We start from the raw sequence: 25,166 nt of genomic DNA on the forward strand, positions 1-25,166 counted from the left end.
GAATAGCGTCGGTGGCCGGACGCTTCCTGGAGTGCGGTTCGATGGCGCCGGGCGCCTAGCTTGGTGTGTCATGGCAGCAAAGATCCGCTCCGGGAACTCGAGGGGATTCGATCCCACCCTCCCTTCGAACCGTTTCGTGCTCGGTGGCTCGGTGGTGGCCGGGGCGGCCGGAGGGTTCGCCGCCCTCGTCGCCGGGGAGCGTCTCGCCGAGGCGGTCGGGTGGGGTGTGGCCTCGGGAGGCGGGTTCTTCATCGCCTGGGCACTCGCCCGCGAGCTGCACCCGGACCGGCCTGGGGTGGCCGCGGTGGCCGCCCTGCTCGGTCCCGTCTTTCTGCTGTTGGATCGCCCCAAGCTTCTGTCCTCCGGGGTCGTGCTGCTGGTCGCTCGCCTCGTCGCCGGCACAACCGGACGGCGGTTCCAATGGGTGGATGCCCTGGTCCTGCTGGTCCTGGCCGGGCTCTCGATCGGCACCCCCGTCGGGACGGCGGTCCTGGCGGTTGCAGCAGCGGCGACGGGTGCCACCTGGTTCGGGCCGAGTCGAGGAGGCCCGGTGGCGACCACGACGATCGCCCTTGGGCTTCTTGCGGCCTGGTCGGCAGCGGCCGTGGAGGGCGGCCTTGTCTGGGGTCTCGAGGCGATCGATGGGGGAGTTGCGCTCTTCGGGCTGGCGGCCATCGCCGGGCCGGTGAAGGTCGTCACCGGCACCGACCGCGAGGGAGGCGTCATCCACCCCGGCCGGGTCCGGGCGGCGCGGGTGTTCGCGGCCGGGACCGTCGCTGCATCCGCGGCGCTCGGCGGCGTCGGTGTGCTGGGGCCGGTGGCCGCCGCCCTGATCGGCACCGCCCTCCGGCCTCGCTGAATCGGCGGATCAGCGGCGGGCGATCCGCTCCCAGTCGCGCAGGGCGAAACGGTCGGTCATCCCCGACACGTAATCGATGGCGGCGGCGGCCGCCCCGGCGTCCTGGTGGCGGTAGGTGTCGGGGACCTCGTCGGGACGCGCCGAGTAGTGGTCCACCAGGTCGCGGATGACGTCGATGGCGTGACGCCGCTGCTCGTCGGCCTCAGGGCGCAGGTACACCCGATCGAACATGAAGTCGCGCAGCAGGGTCATCGCCTCCAGGGCCTCGGGGTGCATGGTGACCGTTCCCGCCTCCACCGACGCCCCCACCACCGCCTCGATCATCACCGCGATCCAGGTCTCCGGCGGCCCAAACGCAGCCACCGCCTCCGCCGGCAGGTCGGAGTAGTCGAGCACCCCGACGCGCACCGCGTCGTGCACGTCGTGGGTGAGGTAGGCGATGCGGTCGGCGTACCGGCACACCATGCCCTCCTCGGTCTCCGGAGGGGGGTCGATCTTCCATGAGTGCGCTCGAATGCCGTCGAGGGTCTCGACCGTGAGATTGCACGGCTCCAGGACCTCGAACACCCGAACGCTCTGGGCGGCGTGATGCCACTCCCCGGCGACGTATGGGGTGAGTGCTTCTTCTCCGATGTGTCCGAAGGGCGAGTGCCCGACGTCGTGTCCCAGGCATATCGCCTCGGTGAGCGGCTCGTTCAGCCCGAGGTAGGCGGCGATGGAACGACCGATCTGGGTGACCTGCAGGGTGTGGGTGAGGCGGGTGACGAAGTGGTCACCGTCGGGGTTGATGAACACCTGGGTCTTGTGCTTGAGGCGACGGAACGCCTTGGTGTGCAGGATGCGGTCGCGGTCCCTCTCGAAGGCGGTGCGGTGCCGGTCCGGCTCCTCGGGCAGCCGTCGCCCGCCGCCCTGCGCCGATCGCGCGGCCCCCGGGGCGAGATGCTCCTGCTCCCACTGCTCGGCGATCTGGCGGGTCCGCCGGATCAGGCGGCTCAAACGATGCGCTCCCGGATGCGGGCGGAGACGAAGTCGAGGGTCGACACCACGATGGCGATGGCCAGCATCTGCACCGCAGCCGCCCGGTACTGGAGCAGGTTGATGTTCTGCTGCAGCAGGAACCCGATGCCCCCTCCGCCGGCGAACCCGATGATCGTGGACATGCGGACGTTGATGTCCCACCGGTAGAGGGTGAAGGCGATGTAGGGCGGAACGATCTGGGGCACGACGGCGTAGACGATGGTCTGCAGCCGGGTGGCTCCGGTGGCGGTGACCGCCTCGATCGGACCGACCAGGATGCTCTCCACCTGCTCCGAATAGAGCTTGGCCAGGGCGGCCGTGGTGTGCAGGGCGAGGGCGATGGAGCCGGCGAACGGTCCGATCCCCACCCAGACCACGAAGACGATCGCCATGATCAGGGGTTCCACGGAGCGGATGCCGTTGAACAGCGTGCGCGCCGCGTAGTAGGTCGCCATGCCTGCCGGGAGCTGATCCCACCGTCGGGTGAGGAACACCCCGACGGCACCGAGCACGGCGCCGAGGAGGGCGGGCGCCCACAGCGTGCCCTCGGCTCCGAACGGCGCCATGGCGGCGTCGGCGGCCATCCCGAGGACGATTCCGAGGAACAGCCCGACGAGCACCCCGGCGATGCCGACCACGAAGCGGATGGCCGTGGCGAGCGCACCCCATCGATCGGGGATGGCGCTGCGGCCGAGCCGGCCCACCACGGCGCCGCCGGCGAGGGCGAGCAGGGCGCCGCCGGCGGTGGTGGCACGAGCGTTGGAGGTGGCGTTCAGCTGGTACAGCCACTGCACCATGGCGCCGATGGCGGCGGCGATCACGGCCACTGCCGCCCCTCCCAGCACCAGGCGCACGATCCCGGCCACCGACGGCCGAAGTCGCTGCCGGACCAGGTGACCGGTCCGGCTGCCGATCATGGCGAACACCACGCCGGTGGTGACGGCGGCGACGACGGTGAGGAATGTGGTGGTGAGGTCGCCGATCACCCGGAAGAACCCGCCGAGGAACCCGAACGCCCCGAGGGCATCCTGCAGGTCGCCCCCCACCTCCAGCAGGAACCGGCCGAAGAACCCGAAGGCGAAGAGCATGGCCACGGCCACGGTCATGCCCACACCCCAGCGAATCAGGCGCTCCCGGCGGGTGGGTGGCGCCTCGTCCTCCTCGGGGAGGGTGGCCCGCAGGAGGGCCCAGGCGGCGGCGGCGATGCCCAGGGCGAGCGCCAGCAGCAGCACCGGTTGGTCGCCAACTGCTTCGACGGAGTCGGTCACCCACCTTCCCAGTTGTCGTCCGACGAAGATTCCCGTGGGGAGGCCGATGATGAACAGCGCCACCGACGAGAGCGGCGCCTTGATGGTGCGCATCAGGTTGCGCGCCGAGAGGAAGGAGAGGGGGATCGCCACCGCCGTGCCCACCGTGGTGGCCACCAGGGCGAGCATCAGGGTCTCGATGATCTTGTCCCAGGTCTCGATCGTCGACTTCGACCAGGTCCAGCCGCCGGTGCGCACCTTGGTGACGAACCGCAGCTCCTGAACGGCGTCGTCGGGACGATCGGGGAGGGTGTAGGTGATCGAGAACGAGCCGGCGTCGTCGGCGGTGATCGAGGTCGTGTTCAGCCTGACCCCCGAGGGCGGGATGAACGAGAGCTGGCCCGACTGGCCGGGAGGGAAGTTGCCGCCGCGCACCGTCACCTCGGACTCGGGCAGAGCACAGGTGGGGAACATCTCGATGAACGGCTCGCCCGCCTGTGGCGCCACCGGCTTGAAGCCGCCCAGGGGGCACGGTGTCATCACCTGCACCGTGACCTGCGCCTCCTCGGTCTCGTGGGTGATCAGGTCGGGCCGGGCGAGGCCCCGGATGATGCGGATCAGCTGGGTCTGGCGCTGCTCGTCCTTGACCTCGGTGAGGTCGACGTCGGTGCGCTCGAAGGCGAAGGCGTAGACCACGACCACGGCGAGGATGGTGAGGACCAGGGTCAAGAAGCGCGTGACCGGGTTGGCGTGCTGCTTCTGGCTCTCCTTGTGGGCCATGCTCAGCCCACCCTCTCCGCGTCCTTGCCGTAGATGCTCCTGAAAACCTCGTCGTCCAAGTCGGCTGGAGCGCCCTCGAACACGATCCGGCCCTCGTTGAGGGCCACCACCCGGTCGGCGTAGCGATGGACCAGGTCGAGGAAGTGGAGGCTGCAGAGCACGGTGACATCGTCGCTCTGGTTGATGTCCTCCAGGTACTGCATGATCCCGTGGGCGAGCACCGGGTCGAGCGAGGCCACCGGCTCGTCGGCGAGGATCATGCGGGGGTCCTGCATCAGCGCCCGGGCGATGCCCACCCGCTGCTGCTGCCCTCCGGAGAGCTCGTCGGCGCGCGCCGTCGCCTTGTCCTCGAGCCCCACCCGGGCCAGCTGTGCATGTGCCTTCTTCAGGTCACTCGCCGGGAACCGGTTGATGAGGCTCATCGCCGGGTTGACGTACCCCAGCCTTCCGGCGAGCACGTTGGTGATCACCTTGGAGCGGTGCACCAGGTTGAAGTGCTGGAACACCATCCCGATCCGTCGGCGGATGCGGCGCAGGTCCTCCTGGTGGGCCAGGGTGATGTCCTCGCCGTTCCACACGATGGTCCCGGCGGTGGGCTCGATCAGCCGGTTGATGCAGCGCAGCAGGGTCGACTTGCCGGAGCCGCTCAGCCCGATGATGGCGAGGAACTCGCCCTCCGCCACCTCGAAGGAGATGTCGTCGAGGGCGAGAACGCCGCCCTCGTAGATCTTGGTGAGGTTCTTCACCTCGAGCATCCGGCCCGGCCCTCCCCCGTAGTGTCGGCTCTTTCTAGCGCATCGGAGTGAGGCACACCTCGCCGACGCCGGGAACGAGGAAGGGGCGGGGCCTTGGGCCCCGCCCCTTCCTCCTCAGGTCGCTGTCGATTACAGGTCGTCGAGGTCGAACCCGAGCGCCTCGAGCAGGGCCCGGATCACGTCGAACTCGGAGTCGTCGGTTTCGGTGACGCTGCTCCACGAGTAGGCGTCGAACGCCGTGGCGAACCCGTCGGGGTCGTCGGCGGCGAAGGCCTTCAGGGCGGCCACTATGTCGCCCTGCAGGTCGTCCGGGAACTCCGGCCCGAAGGCCAGGCCGTCGTTCGGGATCGGCTCGGACAGCGCCAGGATCCGCACCTTCTGGATCACGTCGGGCAGCTCCTCGCGCACGTTGCGGCGGGCGTCACGGGGACGCAGATCGCCGCAGACGAGGTCGCCTTCCACCAGACCGCAGCTCTCGATGGCGTCGGCCGGGATGTCGGCGTTCTCCGCCGTGCCGTCCCAGACGTCGTTGCCGTCGAGGTCGATGATCGGGCTGAAGAACGTGGTGCCGAAGTCGGCCTCGCCGTTGTAGACGGCCTTGACCACGGCGGTGTGCCCGCCGGCTTCGACCGTCTCACCGGGCTCGATCCCCAGCGTCTCGAACATCCCCGAAGGAACCAGGAACCCCGAGGTCGAGCCGCCGTCCGGGTACGCCCACGAGGCGCCTGCGAGATCCTCGATCGACTCGAAGGCGCTGTCGCGGGCGACGATGAACTGGGTCCAGTACTCGGTGTAGTTGAAGCGCTCGGCCTTGAGGACCATCTCGACCCCGCAGAGGTCGTTGGCCAGGACATAGGCCTGAGCCGGGATGAACCCCATGGTCGAATCGGGGGCGGCGCACATGGCCTCCACCGTCGCCGCGTACGAGGTCGGCACCGACACCTCGAAGAAGAGGCCGGTGGCCTCGTTCAGCGCCTCGGCGAGCAGCTCGCCGCCGGCGATGATCTCCTCGGCCGAGACCGAAGGCACGAACAGCACCTGGATCGGGTTGTCCTCGGTGCCGAGGGCGACCGGGGCCGGCTCCTCGTAGAGGACGCTTCCCGCCGGGGCGTCGAACCATGCGTCGTAGATGGCCTGGTAGGTGCCGTCCTCGAACATGTCCTCGAGCGCCGCGTTGAGCTGGGCGAGCAGCTCGGTGCGCTCCGGGTCCACGCCGAAGCCGTAGTCCTCGTCGGTGTCGATCACCTGGACGACCTCGAGGCCTGCCCGGTTGGCGGCCTCGGCGACGGCCGATGGCAAGTCGAAGATCACGCCGGTCACCTGGCCCGCCTCGAGGGCGTTGTAGGTGTCTGGGGCCTCGAGGAACTCGACCACCTCGACGCCCTGGGGCGTCAGGTTGGCCGCGGCCCAGTCGGCGCCGGTGGTGCCGGTCTGGACGGCCACCGAGTCACCGGCGCCGAGGTCCTCGGTGCCGTCGATGAACGGAGTCTCGTCGGTGTTGACCGTGAGCGCCTGCTGCGCCCGGTAGTAGGGAACGGTGAAGTTCACCTGCTGGGAGCGCTGTTCGGTGATCGTCGTTCCCGACGCCACCACGTCGAAGCGGCCCGTGGCCAGCTGGGTGAAGATCGTGTCGAAGTCGGTGTCCACCCACTCGACGGTCAACCCGAGACGAGAGGCCATCTCGTTGATCAGGTCGGCGTCGAAGCCGAGAACCTCTCCGGAGTCGTCGAAGAACTCGAACGGCTCCCAAGGAATGTCGGATCCGACGGTGAGCACACCCTCCTTCTGGGTGAGGCTGCTCGCCGCGGTCGTGGTGGTGTCGGCGGCGGTGGTCGTGGTCGCGGTGTCGTCGTCGCCGCAGGCGGCGGCTACGAGGGCAAGGACCAGGACCAACCCCAACAACCTGCGTACTCGCATGGCTTTGGCTCCTGAATAGGCAATGTTCGGCGGCAGCCGGGGCTGCCACCACCGCGAGGCTATCACCTTCATGTGGCACTCTTCCCGTGGAAAGGTGCCTGATGAGCGGTGGGCTGCGGATCGAGGCCGGTTTGATGGCGGTAGTGCTGGCGGTCACCGACGATCGCCCGCGGGTGCTGACCGTGGTCTCCGATCCGCCTCGCCTGCCGGCAGGGCCCCTGGATCCGGCGTCCGACCGCACCCTGGAGCGGGCGCTGCGCCGATGGGTGGGCGAGACCACGGGATTGGACCTCGGGTATGTGGAGCAGCTGTACACCTACGGAGACGCCGGGCGCGGCGGTGAGAAGGACGTGCGCCAGTTGGCGATCGCCTACCTGGGGTTGGTCAGGGAGGGCCCGTTGGGCGGCCAGGCCGAGTGGCGTGACCTGTACGAGTTCCTCCCCTGGGAGGACCGCCGCCAGGAACCGGGCGGGGTGCCCCCGGCCGTGGGCACCTGGGTTATCGCTGCCGAGAACGAATCTCGGCGCCAGCGTGCGGCGATGGCTTGGGGAGGAGTCGGCTCCTGGGACCCCGAGCGGGCCCTGGAGCGCTACGAGCTGCTGTTCGAGGTCGGCGTGCTTCCCGAGGCGGGTGGTGAAGGCCTCGCCGGACTGCCGATGGGCCTCGACCATCGGCGGGTGCTCGCCCAGGCCCTGGGAAGGCTGCGCGGGAAGCTCCAGTACCGGCCGGTCGTGTTCGAGCTCATGCCTTCGGAGTTCACCTTGAGCGCCCTGCAGCGGGTGGTGGAGGCGGTGGTGGGGCGGCGCCTCCACACCGGGAACTTCCGCCGGCTCCTGGAGCGCACCGGGATGGTCGAGGGCCTGGGCCGGCGCGATGCCGGCACCGGGGGCCGCCCAGCCGAGCTCCACCGCTTCCGCAGGCAGGTGGTGTTGGAGCGGCCCGCTCCAGGGGTGGGCTTGCCGGGAATGCGCACCTCCGGATGAACGGTTGTCGATGGGCGATATACTCGCATTGAGCAAAAGGGAGCCCACATGACCATAGACCTCCTCCCGCTAGAGTCCCTCGACCAAGCCGAGCGGGATCGGCTCGACGAGCGCTACGCGACGCTCTCCGGAGTCGTGCCCGAGGCCGAGTGGGAGGCACAGGCTCCGTACGTCGCTGCCATCGAGCGCCTCAAGAAGGAACGCAACGCGGTGATCATCGCCCACAACTACCAGGTACCCGAGATCTTCCACGGGGCCGCCGACCTGGTGGGGGACTCGCTGGCCATGGCCTACCTCGCCGCCGAGACCGACGCCGAGGTCGTCGTGGTCGCCGGCGTCCACTTCATGGCCGAGACCGCCAAGTTGGTCAATCCAGACAAGACGATCCTCATCCCTTCCCTCGAGGCCGGGTGTTCCCTCGCCGAATCGATCACCGGCGCCGACGTGCGCCTGCTGCGTCAGAGGTTCCCAGGGGTTCCCGTGGTCACCTACGTGAACACCTCGGCCGAGGTGAAGGCGGAGTCCGACATCTGCTGCACCTCCTCCAACGCCGTCGAGGTGGTCGAATCGTTGGGTGTTCCCAGGGTGATCTTCCTCCCCGACGAGTTCCTGGGGAGGTATGTGGCGACCCAGACCGAGGTCGATGTGATCCTGTGGAAGGGTCACTGCATGGTGCACGAACGATTCACCCCGGAGGAGATCCGACGATTCCGGGAGGCCTTCGCAGGAGAGATCGAGGTGCTGGCCCACCCCGAATGCCCGCCGGAAGTGCTCGCCGAGGCCGACTTCGTGGGCTCGACCGGTGGGCTGGTGAATCGGGTGGCGGCAACCAACCCGCCCCGAGTCCTGCTGATCACGGAGTGCTCGATGGCCTCCAACGTCGCGGTGCGGTTCCCCGACACCGAGTTCGTCCGGCCATGCAACCTGTGCCCCCACATGGGACAGATCACCCTGCGGCGAATCTACGAGTCGCTGGTCCACATGAAGCACGAGGTGGAGGTTCCGGCCGAGGTGGCAGGCCGGGCACGAGCCGCCGTGGAGAGGATGCTCGCCGTCGGTCGGGGTCGCGGTGGCTGACCTGGACCGGGTGATCCGCACCGATGCGGTCGTCGTGGGGACCGGGGTCGCCGGCCTGACCACGGCGCTCTCCTTGCGGGGCTTTGATGTGGCCCTGGTGACCAAGACCGCGCTCGGGGGAGGCTCCACCTGGTGGGCACAGGGTGGCATCGCCGCTGCGATATCCGCCGAGGACTCCCCCCGCCTCCACGCCGGCGACACCCTTGCCGTTGGCGCCGGCCTCAATGATCCGGGCGCCGTCGCCCTGCTCGCCGAGAACGCCGTCGCCGGGATTCGCATGCTGCTGGAGCGGGGAGCCCGTTTCGATGTCGATGAAGCGGGCCGTCCCGTGCTGGGGCGGGAGGCGGGCCACTCGGTGCGCCGCATCCTGCACGCCGACGGCGATGCCACCGGGGCCGAGGTCAGCCGGGCCCTGGCCGCCGCCGCCGCAGGGGCCGATCACCTCGAGGTGCATGAGCACACCTTCGTCACCGACCTGGTCGTGGACGGGGGGAGAGTGGTGGGCGTCACCGCCAGAACCGGGGCCGGGGAGCGGATCGCCATCCTCGCCGGATCCGTCGTCCTCGCCACCGGGGGCATCGGCCGGGCCTACGCCAACACCACCAATCCGGTGGAGGTGACCGGCGACGGGATGGCAATGGCCGCTCGGGCAGGCGCTCGGATAGGAGACGCCGAGTTCGTCCAGTTCCATCCGACCGCCCTCGATGCCGGGGTGGATCCCATGCCCCTGCTCACCGAGGCGCTTCGGGGCGAGGGGGCGACCCTGATCGACGACGCCGGGGAGCGGTTCATGCCAGGCGAGCATCCCGACGCCGAGCTGGCGCCGCGCGACGTGGTGGCCCGGGCGGTGTGGCGTCGGATCCGCTCCGGACGCAAGGTGTTCCTCGACGCCACCGCCGCCATCGGCGACGACCTTCCCGAGCGGTTCCCCACCGTGGATCGCCTGTGCCGGGCGGCAGGAATCGATCCGACCCGGGACCCGGTGCCGGTGGCACCTGCTGCCCACTACCACATGGGCGGGATCGCCGTTGGCCTGACCGGGCGCTCCACCCTGCCCGGGCTGTGGGCGGTGGGGGAGGCGAGCAGGACGGGTGTGCACGGCGCCAACCGGCTGGCGAGCAACTCCCTGCTCGAAGGCCTCGTCTTCGGCGAGTCGGTGGCCAGCGACATCGCCGGAGTCGGCGCATCCGCCTCTGTCCGAGTGGGCGAGATAGCCGATCCCGGCCCGAATCCGGAGCCGACCCCCGACGCCGTTGCCGCCGTTCGCGGGGCGATGTGGGAGGGGGTGGGACTGGTGCGCGATGCCGACTCGTTGCGCGGCGCCCTGGCGACGATCGGCCGGGTGACGGCCCGACTCCCTGCCGCCTCGGGCGAGGCCCGCAACCTGGCGGAGGTGGCTGCCATCGTGGCCGAGGCCGCCCTGGCACGGACGGAGTCTCGCGGCGCCCACTTCCGGTCCGATCACCCGCATCCCGACGAGACCCACCTGGAAACCGCGCGATGAGAGAGTTGCTCCCCGCGGAGGGGGAGTGGCGGCCACTCCTGGAGATGGCGCTCGCCGAGGACCTGGGCGAAGCCGGTGACATCACGACGGTGGCGATCATCCCTCCCGAGGCTGCGGCCACCGCACGCCTGGTCGCCAGGGAGCCCGGAGTGGCCGCCGGCGTCCCCATCGCCCTGCAGGCGTTCGCCATGGTCGACCCGGCCGTCACCTGGAGCATCGGCGTCGGGGAGGGGCACCCCTTCTTCGCCGGCACCCTGCTCGCCGAGGTGACCGGCCCGGCGGCACCGATCCTCACCGCCGAGCGGACCGCACTCAACCTGCTGGCCAGGACCTGCGGGATCGCCACCCGTACCGCAGCCGTGGTGGCGGCAGTGGCACACACCGGTGTCGAGGTGGCGGCCACCCGCAAGACCACGCCCGGGTTGCGGGTTCTGGAGAAGTACGCGGTTGTGTGCGGCGGCGGCTCACCCCACAGGTTCGGGCTCCACGACGCGGTGCTGATCAAGGACAACCACCTCGCCGTGGTGGGCTCGGTGGGAGCCGCCGTGGAGGCCGCCCGTCGCCGAGTGGCACCAGGAGTCGTCGTCGAGGTGGAGGTGACCACGCTGGACGGCCTCGACGAGGCGATCGCTGCCGGCGCAGACGTGGTGCTGCTCGACAACATGGATCCGGCGGGACTGCGCCTCGCGGTGGAGCGGGCTGCGGGCCGGGTTCGCCTCGAAGCCTCGGGTGGGATCACCCCGGACACGGTGGTCGCCTTCGCCGAGACCGGCGTCGACGTGGTCTCTCTCGGTTGGCTGACCCACAGCGCCCCTGCCCTCGACGTCGCCCTCGATTTCGAGCCCATCTGAGCCCGGACCGGCGTCACTCGACCCCGGTACCATCGACCCATGGCCGCCTACGTCGCCCTGTACCGCAAGTACCGACCGCAGGGGTTCGCCGACGTCATCGGCCAGGGCCACGTCACCGAGACCTTGGCCCGTGAGGTCCAGTCGGGGAAGGTGGCCCACGCCTACCTCTTTGCCGGGCCCCGAGGCACGGGGAAGACGACGACGGCGCGGATCTTGGCCAAGGCACTCAACTGCACCGACCGACGGCCCGACGGCGAGCCCTGCAACGCCTGTGCCTCATGTGCCGGGATCACGAGCGGATCGTCGATGGACGTCATCGAGCTCGATGCCGCCTCCCACAACAAGGTGGAGGACGTGAGGGACATCAGGGCGAACGTGGGGACCGTGGCCAGCGTCGGCGGAGCGCGCCGGGTCTACATCCTGGACGAGGCGCACATGCTCTCCCGGGCTGCGGCGAACGCCCTGCTCAAGACGCTGGAGGAGCCGCCGGAGCATGCCCACTTCGTGCTCGCCACCACCGAGCCCTACAAGCTGCCCGACACCATCCGCAGCCGGGCGCAGCGGTTCGACTTCCACCCCATCGGGTCGGAGGTCCTGATCGATCACCTGGATCGGGTGGCCACCGCCGAGGCGATGAAGGCCGATCACGAGGGTCTGGCGCTGATCGCCCGTCACGCCGCGGGGAGCGCCCGCGACGCATTGGGCCTCCTCGAGCAGGTGGCGGCCCTCGGTGGCGGGAGGGTGGATCCAGCCGGTGTGGCGCGTGCGCTGGGCCTCGCCGGCGACGACGCCTATGAGCGGCTGGTGCGGGCCGTCGCCTCCCAGGACGCCGTGGCGGGCCTCACCCTGGTGGCGGATCTGGCATCCGGCGGCACCGACCTGCGCCGGTTCATCGCCGACGGGCTCGAGTTGTTCCGGGGGATGTTCCTCACCCAGTACGCCCCGAACGTGGCCGAGATCGTCGACGATTCGGCGGAGAGGATCTCCATGTGGCGGGAGCTGTCTCGGGTGCTCGGCCCGTCGGACGTGCTGCGCTGCATCGATCGCCTCGGGGACGCCCTCGCCGATCTCAGGGAGGGGCGTGAGGAGCGGCTGGTGGTGGAGCTGACCGTGCTGCGTCTTTGTCGCCCTGAGGCCGCCGACGACGTGGCCGCGGTCGTTGCCCGGGTCGATCGCCTGGAGGAGAGGCTGCGGCGCCTGCAGGGAGTTCATCTCGCCGAGGGGACAGAGGCCCAGGGGCGGCAGCCGGCGCCGCCGTCGGCAGCACCTCGGCCGCTGATCCTCGAACAGCAGTCGGCGGCCGAGATCGAAGGCGCGTCGCCACATGGCGCCACCGGGAACGCCGAACCTGCGCCTTCGAAACAGGGCCAACCGGCGCAGTCCTCCCCGGAGGATGACCCACCAGGCGACCTGTCCATCGAGTCGGTGTCGGCGTGTTGGCCCGCCGTGGCAGGGCGGCTGCGCGAGGTGGCCGGTGCCCGCCGCTTCGCCCTGTTCCAGGAGGCTCGTCCCGTCGCCGTCGAGGCTGGCGCCGTGATCCTGGAGGTGCCGGCCAACCTGCCCTTCCACCTTTCACAGCTCCAGGAGGACGACGCCCTCAACGCCATCATCGTCACGGCCCTGGGTGACGCCATGGGCGGCAGGGTGGCCCTGAAGTACCGGGCGGGTGAACCGCTGTCAGCGACGAGCGCCACGCCCGAACCGGGGCGGGTGCCCGACAAGGACTCGCTGGTCGAGTCGGGCGAGGGCGCCATCGACGCCGTCGCTCTGATGACCGATCTGCTCGACGGCGAAGTGGTGGAGTAGCCGGAACAGTCGAGGTCGAGGCGCGCAGTCTCGCTCCGGTCGTTGCCCTACCCTGCTCGAGATGTTCGAGGCCCCGATCCAGAGGCTCGTCGACGAACTGGCCCGGCTGCCCGGCATCGGCCAGAAATCGGCGCAGCGCCTCGCCTTCCACCTGCTCCATGTCGAGCACGAGGATGCCCGGCGACTCGCCGAGGCGATCACGATGATGCGCGAACAGGTTCGTCTCTGCGTGCGCTGCTTCAACGTCACCGATTCCGAGGAGTGCAGCATCTGTCGGGACCTGAGGCGCGACCCGACGCTGGTGTGCGTCGTCGAGCGACCCCAGGACATCGTGGTCGTGGAACGCACCCAGGAGTTCCGGGGTCGGTACCACGTCCTGGGAGGGGCGATCTCTCCGATCGAAGGGATCGGGCCCGATCGTCTGCGGATGCGCGAGCTGGTGGCGCGTGTCGAGGCGGAGGGGATCTCCGAGGTCATCGCCGCCACCAACCCGACCGTGGAAGGCGACACCACTGCTCTCTACCTGGCTCGGATCCTGAAGCCGATCGGGGTCAAGGTGACCCGGCTCGCCAGCGGGCTGCCGGTCGGTGGCGACCTCGATTACGCCGACGAGATCACACTGGGAAGGGCCCTCACCGGGCGCCGCGAGCTGTAGGTCCCGCTCCGATCACTCCGTCGTAGGCGCTGGTCATCTTCCCCAGCCGGTCGAATCGATGGCTGGCCCTGATGAACCGGACGGTCCCGGTTCGGGAGCGCATCACCACCGTGTGGGTCTCGGCGCCCTGCGCGGTGTAGCGCACCCCGTCGAGAAGCTCCCCGGTGGTGACGCCGGTGGCGGCGAAGAATACGTCGTCGGAGTCGACGAGACGGCTCAGCCCCATGATCTCTTCGAGATCAAGGCCGGCTTCGGCGGCGTAGGCGCGCTCCGAGTCGTCCCGGGGCCAGAGCCGACACTGCATGTCGCCCCCCAGACAGTGCAGGGCACACGCGGCAGTCACCGCCTCCGGCGAACCCCCGATCCCGAGGAGGATGTCGATGCCGCTGTCGGGCACGGCGGTTGCGATGGCAGCCGAGATGTCGCCGTCGCGGATCAGACGAATGCGCGCCCCGGCGGCCCGGACCGCCTCGATGTGTGGTCCGTTGCGTGGCCGGTCGAGGATGATGGCGGTCAGGTCCTCGACGTCCTTGCCCAGCGCCTGGGCGACCCTCCGCAGGTTCTCGGCGATCGGGGCCTCGAGGTCGATTGCACCCCGCGCCTGTTCGCCGACGGCGATCTTGTCCATGTACACCAGCCGGCCCGGTGCCAGCATCGAGCCCCGGCCGGCGAGGGCCATCACCGCCAACGCTCCGTGGCCGCCTTCGGCGGTGAGCCGGGTGCCGTCGACGGGATCCACGGCGACATCGAGTTTGGGGCCGGTGCGGTTTCCGACGCGCTCGCCGTTGGCGAGCATCGGGGCGTCATCCTTCTCGCCCTCACCGATGACGACGACGCCGTCCATCGCCACCGTACCCAGGATGGCTCGCATGGCGTCCACCGCTGCCTGATCGACCGATTGCTTGTCGCCGCGTCCCTGGTAGCGGGCGGCTGCCATGGCGCCGGCCTCGGTGACCCTCGCCAGGTCGAGCGCCAGGTTGTGGTCGGCCTCGGTCATGCCAGGACCTCGACGATCAGGGCGTCGCCCTGACCGCCGCCACCGCACAGGGTGGCGGCGCCGATCCCACCGCCTCGGGATCGCAGGGCGTTTATCAGGGTGACCGTGATGCGCGCTCCGGTCGCCCCCAGCGGATGGCCCAGGGCGACCGCTCCCCCGTTCACGTTCACCCTCTCCAGATCGAGATCGAGCAGGCGCGCCGACCAGAGGGCGACTGCGGCGAAGGCCTCGTTGATCTCGACCAGGTCGAGGTCGCCAGGAGTCATGCCCGCCTTCCCCAGCGCCGCCCGCAGCGCCTCGGCAGGCCGTTCGTGGAGGGTGGCGTCCGGCCCGCCGATCTGCCCGTAGGCGAGGATCCGGGCGAGGACGGGGAGGCCGGCTGCGGTGGCGGCGTCCTCTTCGGCCAGGATCAGCGCTGCGGCCCCGTCGGAGATCTGGGAGGCGTTGCCGGCCGTGATGGTGCCGGAGGGGTCGAACGCCGGAAGCAGGCCGGCCAGACCGGCAGCAGTGCTGCCGGGGCGAATCCCCTCGTCCTGACTCACCTCCGTCGGGTCGCCGCCCCGGCGGGGGACTGCGACGGGGGCGATCTCGCCGTCGAACCTTCCGTTCTCGGTGGCCTCGGCCGCCCGGCGGTGGCTCTCGGAGGCCCAGGCGTCCTGCTCCTCCCGCCCGATGCCCAGCGCCTTGTTCTTGAGGTCCGACGCGGCACCCATGGTGCACTGGTCGAATGCGCACCAGAGGCCGTCGTGGTTCATGGCATCGATCAGCCTGGTGTCGCCGATGCGCGCCCCCCAGCGGGCGTCGGGAGCCACATACGGGGCGTTGCTCATCGACTCCATGCCGCCCGCTATCACGAACGTCGACTCACCGAGGCGGATGTTGCGATCGGCCATGGCCACCGCGGTCATCCCCGAGAGACAGACCTTGTTGATCGTGGTGGCGGGAACGGTCATCGGCACGCCTGCTCGCACCGCCGCCTGACGAGCCGTGATCTGACCGGCCCCCGCCTGGATGACGTGGCCGAAGAGGGTTTCGTCCACCTTGGCCGGATCGAGCCCGGATCGCTCCAGGGCGGCACCGATCGCGGCGGCGCCGAGCTCGACGGCCTGCAGCGGCCGCAGGACTCCTCCGAACCTGCCGATCGGGGTGCGAGCGATGCCGGTGACGACGGTTGGCATGGTTGCCTCCTCGGGGTGGGGATGATGGTAAAGCGTCGGCCACACCGCCCGGCGATGACGGCTCAGCCTGTCGTGGTTACCGTTGCTCGCCCATGCTGCCGATCAACCTGCACCACACCGCGATCGCGGTTCGAGACCTGGACGCAACGCTGGCGTCGCTGGCCGGGCTTTACGGCGTCGAACCGATCAGCCGCGAGATGGTTCCCGACCAGGGCGTGGAGGAGGCGATGATCCCGCTCGGAGGCTCCTACCTCCAGGTGTTGCAGCCCTTGGGGCCGGAGACGCCCGTTGGGCGGTTCATCGAGAAGAGGGGGGAGGGTCTGCACCACCTGGCCATACAGGTGGCGGACATCGACCAGGCTCTCGCCCACCTCGAGGCCCAGGGCGCCCGGCTGATCGACCGGACGGCCCGGATCGGTGGCGGAGGGCATCGCATCGCATTCGTCCACCCTCACCAAACGGGCGGCACCCTCATCGAGCTCGTGGAGGTGGAGTGATGGAGATCGTCGGCGAGCCCGGACCACTGCTGGCTGCGGCGATCGTCGCCGCCGTGGTGCGCCTCGAGGAGGAGGCGCGAATGCAAAGCTCCCAACCCCTGGAGAGGCCGATCCAGGCGCGATGGGTGATGGCAGGGATACCGCGACCGGTGCAGTCTCCGTTCGTCGCCCGGCCGGCACCGGTGCTCGGAGTGCGCGATCTGAATGCGACGGGGGCGGCGAACCCCGACGGCTAGTTGACCTCGGCGGCGGCGCGTTCGTCGGCTGCGGGGAGCGTGAAGCAGAACCGGGCACCGATGGGAAACCCGGGCTCGTACCAGACCTCGCCACCCATCGCCTCCACGAGGTGCTTCACCACGGACAGTCCCAGCCCGAACCCCGAGGCCAGGCGGGTGTGACCGCTCGGAACCTGCTCGAACCGCCCGAAGATGCGCTCTCGGTACTCGATCGGGACGCCGGGACCGTCGTCGGCGACCACGACCAGCCACTGGTCTTCGCGCCGTTCGGCCTCGACGGACACCCGATCGCCACCGTACTTGCGAGCGTTCTCCAGGAGGTTTCTCAGCACCTGTTCGACACGGTTGGGATCGGCGTTCACCCAGACGCTGCCTCCGATCGACACGGTCGCCGATCGTTCGCCTCCCGCCGGGAAGAGCAGGTCGGCGATCCGGTAGGCGGCAGGCTGCAGCGGGAAGGCGGTGATGTCGACCAGGAGCCGTCCCGCCTCCAGACGTGGGATGGCGAGCACGTCGTCCACCAGCTTGCTGAGGTGCTCGGACTCGGTGACGATGATCTGTAGGAACTCCTCCGCTTCGGCCGGGTCCAGGTCCCGCCAGGTGTCGCTGAGCGTCATGGCGAAACCTGCGATGTTGGTGAGTGGGGTGCGCAGTTCGTGGGTGACCATCGACACGAACTCGTTCTTCATGTCCGAGGCGCGGCGTTCCGCAGCCACAGCATCCTCCTGGCGGTGTCGTGCTGCCGCCACCGCCGCCGCCGCCGCCGACAGGGAGAGCATCATGCCGGCCAGGAAGATGAGGACAGCACCCCAGATCTCGGGCCCGGCCTCGGAAGCGGCGGGACCCGCCTCGGGGATGTCGAAGAGTTGACGGGCCAACAGGGCTGTGACGAGCGTGCCGATTGAGGCAAGCAGGGAACGCACTCCGGCGAAGGTCACCGATGCGGTGATCAGATAGGCGGCGGCGGCGACGAGCACCACGTGCAGGCGGTCGTCGAGCCCTACGGCGAACGCGATCACGGCGGCATCGATGACCAGTGATTCGGTGATCGACCCGGCGCGACGCCCTCTGAGAAGGGCGTGGAGTAGCGAGACCGAGGCGGCTGCCGCTGCAATCCAGGCGTGGGGGGCACCCGAGGTCTGGGCGAAGACGGCGACGAGCGCCAGCAGCCCCGCCCCGACGATGCGAATCCGCTGGAACAGCGGGCGCAGCGAGGAGTAGTCGACGGCAGCGCCGAGACGCCTGAACGGATGTTCCCGTGTGGCCACGTCTGTACATCGGAAGGCTTTGCCGCCCGCCTTAGGAGAGCATGGCGGGAATGGTTACTCCTGGGGAGTAGTGCGCCTGAGGAGGTCGCGTAGTGCCGGTGCGGCCCGAGTGAGGAAGAGGCGGCGGAAGTCGGTCTGGGGCGAGACGTCCAGCCTGGCGAACCGTTGTAGGTCGCCTTCTGAACGTACGAAGGCGACACCCGGATCTTCGGTGAGCCAGGTCTGGTAGAAGGACCGGTTCTTGTGGTAGCTCACCGGAAGCAGTGCTGTCGGTTTTCCCATCATCGCCGCCACGACTGCTCCGTGAAGCCGGTCGCTGACGACACTTCGAAAAGGAGCGATCCGAGCCACAACACCTTCGAGGTCCTCTTCGAGGGTGACGTCGTGTTGGACTCCATTCGGAGTCAATGCGTGGTCGACGCGTTCCAGACAGGACCCCGGCGTGCGCAGAATCCAGAGACTCTGCTCTCCGCCATGGGCTCTCGGGATCAGATCGGTGGCGAAGAATGCAGCATCCGGCACCAGTGCCGTCCGCACTCCCGCTCTGGCCAGCAGGCGCTCCGAGACGCGGTCGCGCGCCCACACTGTCACCCTCCCATCCACCAGTGCCGGCTCCGGGGCTCTTGCCGACTGCGGCATCACCAGGAATGCTCGTGCCGCTGCGGCGTGCCCTATGACCGCCTGCCGGAGGCGTTCGCTCTCCGCGTAAATGCCGATGTTCCCGCCGCCACTGAACACCACCAGGCCAGGGAAGCGCTCCAGGGCCTCGCCCACCGCCTCCAGGTCGCCAGCCACCGCCGCCGTCTCGAGGGTGCCGTCTGAGTTCCAGATGTCGAGTCCGGCGGCTCTGAGGAATCGCAGGCAGGCGGTCCGGATGAGATCGTCACCCGTGTTGCCTCCGGACGCCCCCAGCAGGATGGCATCGTGAAGCCTGGTCGGGACCGGTCCTCTCGCAAGGGCGGGAGTGGTCACCGTCGCCGCCGGCGGAACCTGGCCCCCAGCCTTCCTGGGAGTCGGCGCAGAGTCTGCCCGGTGAGCCAGCGGGCGTGGTGCGCCCACATGGTGTCGAAGATTCGTTCGCGGTTGGGAAGTAGGAACTCGTGCCCGTCCTCGGCTTCAAGCAAGCCATTCAGGTCCACCGTGAGGCGGGACTTCGCCGAGGAAGACTCGTACGCGTCGACGCATCGTCTCATCGCCGGGATCAGTTCGTGTTCGATCGAACGCTCGGCAGCGAAGGCCAGAGCGTCGCGCCAGTGATCTACCGTGACTTCGTTCAGTTCGGTTCTCAAGACTTCGTCGACACCGATCGGGGACTGCAGCGTCGGGCATCTGTCCAGTGCCCCGACGAGTGCCAGCGCGATCCTGGTTCGGATGCACTTCTCGCATCGATTGCAGTTGAACTCACCGTTCGGGTTTCTCCAACACACCCGCAGGTGATCGAGGGCAACCTGGTGGTCGCCGAGTGCCGTCGCGCGGTCGATCCGACGTGATCCCCATCCGATCGGTTCGATGGCGACCCGATCTGACCCGAACAATGGTGATGTCAGGGGATGTCCACCCCACGGGTACAGGTTCCGGTAGCTTCGGTCGGCGGTCGCCAACAACAATGTGATGCCGTCGCTGGCGACGTGGGCCACCGCTGCCGGCGCCATCAGGTGGTACTGAGTCGCCCAGTCTGCCCAGGGCTCCGAGAACTGGCGTACGTTGGTGTCTGCCAACGCCAGCGGAAGGGAGAGTTCGGCGGCTGCCGAGGATAGATGCCCGATCACCGAGTCGATCAGTGCCTGATCCTGCTCGAGCATGTCCATGGCGCGGATGTAGAGGAGGCCGGTAAGGCGCGGCGCCTCGGTGATCGCCGTGTGAAAAGAGTCAACTCCGCCGCTGAAGAGGGCAAAGGTCGACTCCGGTCTATCGGCTGCGGGGGGCAGGTGCTCGGCCACGATCTCGACCGGTCTGAGGGTCGGGAACCAGCATGTATAGATCTGTTGTAGGCGATGGATGTTCTCGACCAGAGACGGTGACACGGGAGTCTCGGAGACCAGGCGGCTTGCCGTGGCCATCGCCGGCACCAGCGAAGCGAGGAGAAAACCGTCCCCGGGAGATTCCCGGCTGGCAAGCTCCCCGGGAACCTGAAACCAGAGCCTGCGTGGCTCACCTGCGATATCGATGGGGGCTTCGAAGCGAACTTGATCGTCGCCGTCGAATCGGCTTGGTACACGACAGACGACTTCCTCCACGGCGTTCATTCTGGCCGCCGCTCCTTCAAGCGGTCGAGCACCTCGTCGGGAACCACCAGGTCGCCTCGCCCCACGCCTACCTCCAGACCCGGCTTGCGCCGGCCGCCGTGGTGGTCGCTGCCCCCGCTGGGCACCAGGCCGTGTCGCTCGGCCATGGCCGCCATGGCGACGCGCTGGGCCGGGGGGTACTCCCCGTACCAGCACTCCACCCCTGCGATTCCGGCCTCGGCGAAGGCGGCGAACGCCGATCGGAACCCGTCGGCGTCGTCCGCCACGGTGTGGGGGTGGGCGGCGACGGCGACTCCCCCGGACTCGACGATCAGGTCGACCGCCCGTCGCAGCGACCAGCGCTCCCGGTCGCGGTAGGCGGGGGCGCCGTCACCCAGCAGTGCCTCGAACACCTCTGCGTTGGTGGAGAAGAGGCCCTTCTCGACGAGGACGTCGGCCATGTGGGGGCGTCCGATCACCCCCTTTTCCGCCCGATCTGCAACCTCGTCCACCGTGATCGGGTAACCCATGGCGGCCAGGGCTTCGATCATGGCCACGTTGCGCATGCTGCGGAAGCGACGCACTTCGTCGAGGTGCTCGTCCAGTGCCGAGCCGGGGCCCACCCAGAGCCCGAGGAGGTGCATCTTGCGATCGCCCCACTTCACCGACAGCTCGATGCCCGGCACCAGCTCGAGCCTTCCTTCGGCGGCGGCCTCGGCCTCGGGGATCCCATCGAACAGGTCGTGATCGGTGAGTGCCATGGCACTCAGGCCCACCGTTACTGCGGCGTCCACCAGCCGTGCCGGTGGGTGGGTTCCGTCCGAGTAGAGCGAGTGGACGTGGAGGTCTATCGGCACGAGCCGGGGTTCCCGCTCAACGATCCACCGTCACCCGCTCCAGGTACAGCGTCTGCATCGGATATGACGGTTCGGCGGAGCCGGGTCGGAACCCGAGCGGTAGCCGGGCGATCTCGTCGATGACCTCGAAGCCGCCGACCACGCTGCCGAAAACCGAGTAGGCGGCGGGGAGGTCGGTGTCGCCGAGGACGATGAAGAACTGGCTTCCGGAAGTTCCCGGCCCGGCGTTGGCCATCGCCACCACTCCGGCACCGTAGACGAAGCCCTCTTCGGGCAGCTCGTCGGGCAGCCGGTAGCCGGGGTCGCCCATCCCTGATGCTGTGGGATCCCCGGCCTGGATGACGAAGCCGGGCAGGATGCGGTGGGCGGCGGTTCCGTCGAAGTAGCCCTGCTCGGCGAGGAACACGAACGAGTTGACCGTCGCCGGCGCCAGGTCGGAGTCGAGCAGCAGCTCGATCTCACCGCAGGAGGTCTCCAGGGTCACCGCCACGGTGCCGGTGAGGCCCAGCGCTTCGGGTGCGGTGAAGGACATCTGGCGTGCCGGTTCCGGTCTCTCGGCCCCGCAGGCGGTGGGCTGGTCGCGAAACGCCCGATACTCGGGGGTGTCGACGGTGGGGGCGTCGTCGCCGCAGGCGACGATCGCCAAGGCGAATGCGATGAGGGCGGCTCTGGTCTTCACGCGCCCGATGGTATCCCGTCACCGTGTCAGGGAGATCACGGTGCGGGCCAAGGGCTTGTCGCCCCCACTCCTACACTCGGCGCCATGGCTCTCGTCGTGCAGAAGTACGGCGGCACCTCCGTGGGCGACGCCGATCGGATACGCGCCGTCGCCAAGCGGGTGGCGGCGCGCAGGCAGGCGGGCGACGACGTGGTCGTGATCGTCTCGGCGATGGGCCATACCACCGACGAACTGGTACGGCTCTCCGGCGAGGTGAGTCCCGCCCATCACCCACGGGAGATGGACATGCTGCTCACCGCCGGCGAACGGATCTCGATGGCGTTGCTCGCGATGGCGATCAGGGATCACGGGGTGGAGGCGATGAGCCTCACCGGGTCACAGGCCGGGATCCTCACCGACACCTCGCACGGCCACGCCAAGATTCGTGACATCAAGGCCTTTCGCGTCGAAGAGGGTCTGGCGGCGGGGAAGGTCGTCATCGTCGCCGGCTTCCAGGGCGTCTCGCCCGACACCAAGGAGATCACCACCCTGGGTCGAGGAGGCTCCGACGCCACCGCCGTGGCCATGGCGGCTGCCCTCGGCGCCGACTGCTGTGAGATCTACACCGATGTCGACGGCGTGTTCACAGCCGATCCCCGTCTCGTCCCGGAGGCCCGCAAGCTGGACGAGATCTCCTATGAGGAGATGCTGGAGCTCGCCGGGGCGGGAGCGCGGGTCCTGATGCCGAGGTCCGTAGAGTTCGGCAAGCGGTTTGGAGTCCCCATCCACGTGCGGTCGTCGTTCCATGACGGTCCGGGGACCTGGGTCAAGGAGGAGGCGATGGAGCAGGCGGTGGTGAACGGCGTTGCCCACGACGTCTCCGAGGCCAAGATCACGGTTCGCGGGGTACCCGACACCCCCGGGGTGGCGGCAGCCGTGTTCGGGCCGCTGGCCGAGGGTGGCGTCTCGGTGGACATGATCGTGCAGAACGTCTCCAGTGGCGGAAACGCCGACATCTCGTTCACCATCCCCAGGGAGCTGATTCCGCTGGCGGTCCCCATCGCCGAGTCCACCGCCGCCGCGCTTGGGGCCGCCGGCGTCGACGTGGACGCCACCATCGGCCGGGTCTCGATCGTGGGAAGCGGGATGCGTGCCTATCCGGCGGTCGCCGCCAAGATGTTCTCCGTGCTCGCCGCCGCCGGGATCAACATCGCCATGATCTCCACCTCACCCATCAGGATCTCCTGCGTGATCGACGAGGCGGCGGTGGAAGACGCCGTTCGCTTGTTGCACGCCGCCTTCGAACCCCCCGTCGGGACCCCCGGGTGAGCAGCCGCGTAGCCGTCGTCGGCGCCACCGGGGCGGTGGGTCGCGAGATGCTGGCCACCCTCGAGCGTCGCTCGTTTCCGGTCGGCGACCTGCGGCTGTTCGCATCGGGTCGTTCCGCCGGGTCGGTGGTTGCCACCGCCTGGGGCGACGTGGTGGTGGAGGACCTCGCCGGGGCGGACCCGTCCGGGATCGACCTGGCCCTCTTCTCGGCAGGAGGCGACCGGTCGCGGGAGCACGCTCCCCGGTTCGCAGCGGCGGGGGCGGTGGTGATCGACAACTCCTCGGCGTGGCGAAGCGATCCCCGGGTGCCTCTGGTGGTGGTCGGGGTGAACGACGCCACGGCGCACACCCACTCCGGGATCGTGGCCAACCCCAACTGCACCACGATGATCATGCTGATGGCTCTTGCCCCCCTGCACCGGGCGGCCGGCGTCACCGAGGTGGTGGCCACCTCGTATCAGGCGGTGTCGGGGTCGGGGCACAAGGGTGTCGAGACCCTGGAGAGTGAAGCCGCCCACTTCGCCGCCGAGCCCGACCGGCTGCGAACCGGGGACTGGGTGGAACCCCCGCCCGGGTTCTATCCCCGTCCCATCGGCTGGAACGTGATCCCCTTCGCCGGCGCCGCCGCCGACGGCGGCTACACCGACGAGGAGATGAAGCTGGTCTTCGAGACGCGAAAGATCCTCGCCGCCCCGGATGTCCTGGTGGAACCGACCTGTGTCCGGGTGCCGGTGGTGACCGGGCACGGGGTGGCCGTCACCGCCTGGTTCAGGCGTCCCCTGGAGCCTTCGGAAGCCGGTGGCCTCATCGCCGCTGCCCCGGGGGTCGCGTCGTGGAACGATCGCATTCCGACCCCGCTCGACGCCGCCGGCCGCGACGAGGTCCTGGTCGGCAGGGTCCGGGCGACGGTGGGCCGGCCGGGTGGGATCTCGCTGTGGGCGGTGGGCGACAACCTGCGAAAAGGGGCCGCCCTCAACGCCGTGCAGATCGCAGAGGTGCTGGCGGAAGGATGAACGCCCGGCGGAAGCCGCCGGGCGTCGTCTGCTGGTCGGGACGGCCGGATTCGAACCGGCGACCTCATCGTCCCGAACGATGCGCGCTACCAAGCTGCGCCACGTCCCGTCGGGAACCGGGAGTGTAGTCGGCCCGGAATCGGGCACACCGGTGCGCGACCCGGGCTCCTTCAGCGTGAGCGCACCACCCGAACTCGGTCGATGCGGTGCCGATCCATGACTGCGATCTCGAGGGTCAGGTCGGATACCTCCACCAGATCGCCCACCGAAGGGATGCTCCCCATCCGGTCGAGGATGAGGCCCGCCACGGTCGTGTATTCGCCCTGGGGCAGCTGGATTCCGATCGCCTCGGAGGCGTCGGCGATCGGCGTCCTCCCATCGATGAACCACTCGCCGGGCCCCACCGCCACCACCCCCGGCTCGTCCTCGTCGTACTCGTCCTGGAGCTCGCCGATCAGCTCCGAGACCAGATCCTTCATGGTTATGACTCCCTCGATCCCCCCGTGCTCGTCGGTGACGACGGTGAGCGTGAGGCGGTGATCGCGCATCTGGCCCAACAGGTCGAGAACCGAGTTCGACTCGGGCACGTACACCGGCTGCCTGATCACCCGGTGGATCTCGCTGGCCGACGGGTTGGCCGACAACCCGATCAGATCCTTCACATAGAGAACCCCGACCATGTGATCGAGGTCGTCCTTGATCACCGGAAAGCGGCTGTGCCCGGTGGCGGCGACTGCGGCTCTCACGGCATCGATGGTGACCGGCGACTGCAGGGCGTGGATCTCGGTGCGCGGCGTCATCACGTCCCGCGCGGTTCGATCGGCCAACCCGAAGACGGAGTGGATCATCTCCCTCTCGGGCGTCGCGATGTCTCCGGTCCGCTCGCCGAGCGAAGCCATGGCCCGGATGTCGTCCTCGGTGACGGCGTTGCGCGCCTGGCCGGGACCAGCCCGAAACAGGCGCAGCAGGCCGCGGGCGACGGCCAGGAAGAACCGGCTCACCGGGGCGATCAGCCTCGAGAGCCCGAAGATGAACGGCGCCACCATCAGGGCGTAGCGCTCGGGGTACCTGGTGGCGAGGGTCTTGGGAGTGATCTCCCCGAACACCAGGATCACGGCGGTGAGGGACCCGGTGGCCACCCACGGCCCCCAGTCCTCGCCGAGTAGGTCCACGAACAAGACCGTGGCAACCGAGGCGGCGAGGATGTTCACGAAGTTGTTCGCCACCAGCAGCGTGCTCAGCATCCGGTCTGGTTCGGCGAGCAGGCCTTCGACCAGGCGGGCTCGTCGGTCCCCGTCGCGAAGCTTGTGCACCCGTTCGCGCGGCACCGAGATGAGAGCGGTCTCCGACCCCGAGAAGAACCCGGAGAGGACCACGCATGCGGCCAGCACCACCAGGTAGGTCGTTTGCAGACCTGTCAAGACCCACCCCTCCGGGTGTTCGTACTCGGAGGTTCT

At 69.2% G+C, this 25,166-nt stretch carries 23 protein-coding genes and 1 tRNA gene; 11 read left to right on the forward strand and 13 right to left on the reverse strand.

The window, feature by feature from the left end; all coding sequences use genetic code 11:
- Positions 1 to 70: 70 nt before the first annotated feature.
- Positions 71 to 859 carry a hypothetical protein gene (locus tag QY307_07615; GenBank protein WKZ81952.1) on the forward strand — a complete coding sequence of 263 codons (789 nt, stop codon included), beginning with the start codon at positions 71 to 73 and terminating at the stop codon, positions 857 to 859.
- Between the two features lie 9 nt (positions 860 to 868).
- On the opposite strand, the gene QY307_07620 is transcribed toward QY307_07615, so the two are convergent.
- The 4 genes from QY307_07620 to phnD all read right to left on the reverse strand — a co-directional run bounded on the left by QY307_07620 (position 869) and on the right by phnD (position 6,575).
- Positions 869 to 1,855: an HD domain-containing protein gene (locus QY307_07620; GenBank protein WKZ81953.1), complete on the reverse strand. Its 987-nt coding sequence runs from the start codon at positions 1,853 to 1,855 to the stop codon at positions 869 to 871.
- Positions 1,852 to 3,903, reverse strand: coding sequence for an ABC transporter permease subunit (locus tag QY307_07625; GenBank protein WKZ81954.1), 2,052 nt, complete (start codon positions 3,901 to 3,903; stop codon positions 1,852 to 1,854). The genes QY307_07620 and QY307_07625 overlap by 4 nt, the downstream gene beginning before the upstream one ends.
- 2 nt (positions 3,904 to 3,905) lie before the next feature.
- On the reverse strand, positions 3,906 to 4,658 hold the full coding sequence (phnC, locus tag QY307_07630; GenBank protein WKZ81955.1) for a phosphonate ABC transporter ATP-binding protein: 753 nt from the start codon (positions 4,656 to 4,658) through the stop codon (positions 3,906 to 3,908).
- Positions 4,659 to 4,787: 129 nt separating this feature from the next.
- Complete coding sequence (gene phnD / locus QY307_07635; protein ID WKZ81956.1) at positions 4,788 to 6,575, reverse strand: phosphate/phosphite/phosphonate ABC transporter substrate-binding protein; 1,788 nt, start codon at positions 6,573 to 6,575, stop codon at positions 4,788 to 4,790.
- Between the two features lie 101 nt (positions 6,576 to 6,676).
- On the opposite strand from phnD, the gene QY307_07640 reads away from it, so the two are divergent.
- From QY307_07640 to recR, 6 genes are all read left to right on the forward strand, one after another.
- The gene (locus QY307_07640; protein WKZ81957.1) at positions 6,677 to 7,558 is read left to right on the forward strand and encodes a hypothetical protein; all 882 of its coding nucleotides are present in this window, start codon (positions 6,677 to 6,679) and stop codon (positions 7,556 to 7,558) included.
- Between the two features lie 48 nt (positions 7,559 to 7,606).
- Positions 7,607 to 8,635, forward strand: coding sequence for a quinolinate synthase NadA (gene nadA / locus QY307_07645; protein WKZ81958.1), 1,029 nt, complete (start codon positions 7,607 to 7,609; stop codon positions 8,633 to 8,635).
- Positions 8,628 to 10,139 carry an L-aspartate oxidase gene (locus QY307_07650; GenBank protein ID WKZ81959.1) on the forward strand — a complete coding sequence of 504 codons (1,512 nt, stop codon included), beginning with the start codon at positions 8,628 to 8,630 and terminating at the stop codon, positions 10,137 to 10,139. Before nadA ends, QY307_07650 begins: the two co-directional genes overlap by 8 nt.
- Positions 10,136 to 10,990: a carboxylating nicotinate-nucleotide diphosphorylase gene (gene nadC, locus QY307_07655; protein ID WKZ81960.1), complete on the forward strand. Its 855-nt coding sequence runs from the start codon at positions 10,136 to 10,138 to the stop codon at positions 10,988 to 10,990. Before QY307_07650 ends, nadC begins: the two co-directional genes overlap by 4 nt.
- A gap of 39 nt (positions 10,991 to 11,029) precedes the next feature.
- A complete protein-coding gene (gene dnaX / locus QY307_07660) occupies positions 11,030 to 12,796 on the forward strand; it encodes a DNA polymerase III subunit gamma/tau (protein WKZ81961.1) in 1,767 nt (588 codons plus the stop codon).
- A 61-nt stretch (positions 12,797 to 12,857) separates the two neighbouring features.
- Positions 12,858 to 13,451 (forward strand): recombination mediator RecR, encoded by a 594-nt coding sequence (recR, locus tag QY307_07665; protein ID WKZ81962.1) that lies wholly within the window; start codon positions 12,858 to 12,860, stop codon positions 13,449 to 13,451.
- On the opposite strand, the gene glpX is transcribed toward recR, so the two are convergent.
- Both glpX and QY307_07675 read right to left on the reverse strand, forming a co-directional pair.
- Positions 13,429 to 14,448, reverse strand: a complete 1,020-nt coding sequence (gene glpX / locus QY307_07670; GenBank protein ID WKZ81963.1) for a class II fructose-bisphosphatase — start codon at positions 14,446 to 14,448, stop codon at positions 13,429 to 13,431. The two genes, recR and glpX, sit on opposite strands and share 23 nt — an antisense overlap.
- Positions 14,445 to 15,626: an acetyl-CoA C-acetyltransferase gene (locus tag QY307_07675; GenBank protein ID WKZ81964.1), complete on the reverse strand. Its 1,182-nt coding sequence runs from the start codon at positions 15,624 to 15,626 to the stop codon at positions 14,445 to 14,447. Before QY307_07675 ends, glpX begins: the two co-directional genes overlap by 4 nt.
- 92 nt (positions 15,627 to 15,718) lie before the next feature.
- Here QY307_07675 and mce point away from each other — a divergent pair, with 92 nt between their 5' ends.
- Entirely contained in the window at positions 15,719 to 16,123 is a 405-nt protein-coding gene (gene mce, locus QY307_07680; protein WKZ81965.1) for a methylmalonyl-CoA epimerase, read from the forward strand.
- Positions 16,123 to 16,359: a hypothetical protein gene (locus QY307_07685; GenBank protein WKZ81966.1), complete on the forward strand. Its 237-nt coding sequence runs from the start codon at positions 16,123 to 16,125 to the stop codon at positions 16,357 to 16,359. The genes mce and QY307_07685 overlap by 1 nt, the downstream gene beginning before the upstream one ends.
- Here QY307_07685 and QY307_07690 read toward each other — a convergent pair.
- The 5 genes from QY307_07690 to QY307_07710 form a co-directional block, all read right to left on the reverse strand.
- Positions 16,356 to 17,627, reverse strand: coding sequence for a HAMP domain-containing sensor histidine kinase (locus QY307_07690; protein ID WKZ81967.1), 1,272 nt, complete (start codon positions 17,625 to 17,627; stop codon positions 16,356 to 16,358). The two genes, QY307_07685 and QY307_07690, sit on opposite strands and share 4 nt — an antisense overlap.
- Before the next feature lie 54 nt (positions 17,628 to 17,681).
- A complete protein-coding gene (locus QY307_07695; protein ID WKZ81968.1) occupies positions 17,682 to 18,599 on the reverse strand; it encodes a polysaccharide pyruvyl transferase family protein in 918 nt (305 codons plus the stop codon).
- A complete protein-coding gene (locus QY307_07700; protein ID WKZ81969.1) occupies positions 18,596 to 19,687 on the reverse strand; it encodes a hypothetical protein in 1,092 nt (363 codons plus the stop codon). Before QY307_07700 ends, QY307_07695 begins: the two co-directional genes overlap by 4 nt.
- A 182-nt stretch (positions 19,688 to 19,869) precedes the next feature.
- Positions 19,870 to 20,709, reverse strand: a complete 840-nt coding sequence (locus QY307_07705) for a PHP domain-containing protein (GenBank protein ID WKZ81970.1) — start codon at positions 20,707 to 20,709, stop codon at positions 19,870 to 19,872.
- Positions 20,710 to 20,725: 16 nt separating this feature from the next.
- Positions 20,726 to 21,388, reverse strand: coding sequence for a peptidylprolyl isomerase (locus QY307_07710; GenBank protein WKZ81971.1), 663 nt, complete (start codon positions 21,386 to 21,388; stop codon positions 20,726 to 20,728).
- Positions 21,389 to 21,472: 84 nt separating this feature from the next.
- Here QY307_07710 and QY307_07715 point away from each other — a divergent pair, with 84 nt between their 5' ends.
- Complete coding sequence (locus QY307_07715; protein WKZ81972.1) at positions 21,473 to 22,696, forward strand: aspartate kinase; 1,224 nt, start codon at positions 21,473 to 21,475, stop codon at positions 22,694 to 22,696.
- Positions 22,693 to 23,709 (forward strand): aspartate-semialdehyde dehydrogenase, encoded by a 1,017-nt coding sequence (locus tag QY307_07720; protein WKZ81973.1) that lies wholly within the window; start codon positions 22,693 to 22,695, stop codon positions 23,707 to 23,709. Before QY307_07715 ends, QY307_07720 begins: the two co-directional genes overlap by 4 nt.
- 32 nt (positions 23,710 to 23,741) lie before the next feature.
- On the opposite strand, the gene QY307_07725 is transcribed toward QY307_07720, so the two are convergent.
- Both QY307_07725 and QY307_07730 read right to left on the reverse strand, forming a co-directional pair.
- Positions 23,742 to 23,818: transfer RNA gene (locus QY307_07725), tRNA-Pro, on the reverse strand.
- A 61-nt stretch (positions 23,819 to 23,879) separates the two neighbouring features.
- Entirely contained in the window at positions 23,880 to 25,130 is a 1,251-nt protein-coding gene (locus QY307_07730) for a hemolysin family protein (GenBank protein ID WKZ81974.1), read from the reverse strand.
- Positions 25,131 to 25,166: the final 36 nt, after the last annotated feature.

This window comes from Acidimicrobiia bacterium, assembly GCA_030584185.1.
In the GTDB taxonomy this organism is placed as follows: Bacteria; Actinomycetota; Acidimicrobiia; order Spongiisociales; family UBA11373.

Coding starts and splice junctions, on each gene's coding strand:
- QY307_07615 (WKZ81952.1), top strand. CDS start 71: ATGGCAGCAAAGATCCGCTCCGGGAACTCGAGGGGATTCGATCCCACC.
- QY307_07625 (WKZ81954.1), bottom strand. CDS start 3,903: ATGGCCCACAAGGAGAGCCAGAAGCAGCACGCCAACCCGGTCACGCGC.
- phnC (WKZ81955.1), bottom strand. CDS start 4,658: ATGCTCGAGGTGAAGAACCTCACCAAGATCTACGAGGGCGGCGTTCTC.
- phnD (WKZ81956.1), bottom strand. CDS start 6,575: ATGCGAGTACGCAGGTTGTTGGGGTTGGTCCTGGTCCTTGCCCTCGTA.
- QY307_07640 (WKZ81957.1), top strand. CDS start 6,677: ATGAGCGGTGGGCTGCGGATCGAGGCCGGTTTGATGGCGGTAGTGCTG.
- nadA (WKZ81958.1), top strand. CDS start 7,607: ATGACCATAGACCTCCTCCCGCTAGAGTCCCTCGACCAAGCCGAGCGG.
- nadC (WKZ81960.1), top strand. CDS start 10,136: ATGAGAGAGTTGCTCCCCGCGGAGGGGGAGTGGCGGCCACTCCTGGAG.
- dnaX (WKZ81961.1), top strand. CDS start 11,030: ATGGCCGCCTACGTCGCCCTGTACCGCAAGTACCGACCGCAGGGGTTC.
- recR (WKZ81962.1), top strand. CDS start 12,858: ATGTTCGAGGCCCCGATCCAGAGGCTCGTCGACGAACTGGCCCGGCTG.
- glpX (WKZ81963.1), bottom strand. CDS start 14,448: ATGACCGAGGCCGACCACAACCTGGCGCTCGACCTGGCGAGGGTCACC.
- QY307_07675 (WKZ81964.1), bottom strand. CDS start 15,626: ATGCCAACCGTCGTCACCGGCATCGCTCGCACCCCGATCGGCAGGTTC.
- mce (WKZ81965.1), top strand. CDS start 15,719: ATGCTGCCGATCAACCTGCACCACACCGCGATCGCGGTTCGAGACCTG.
- QY307_07685 (WKZ81966.1), top strand. CDS start 16,123: ATGGAGATCGTCGGCGAGCCCGGACCACTGCTGGCTGCGGCGATCGTC.
- QY307_07700 (WKZ81969.1), bottom strand. CDS start 19,687: ATGGCCACGGCAAGCCGCCTGGTCTCCGAGACTCCCGTGTCACCGTCT.
- QY307_07715 (WKZ81972.1), top strand. CDS start 21,473: ATGGCTCTCGTCGTGCAGAAGTACGGCGGCACCTCCGTGGGCGACGCC.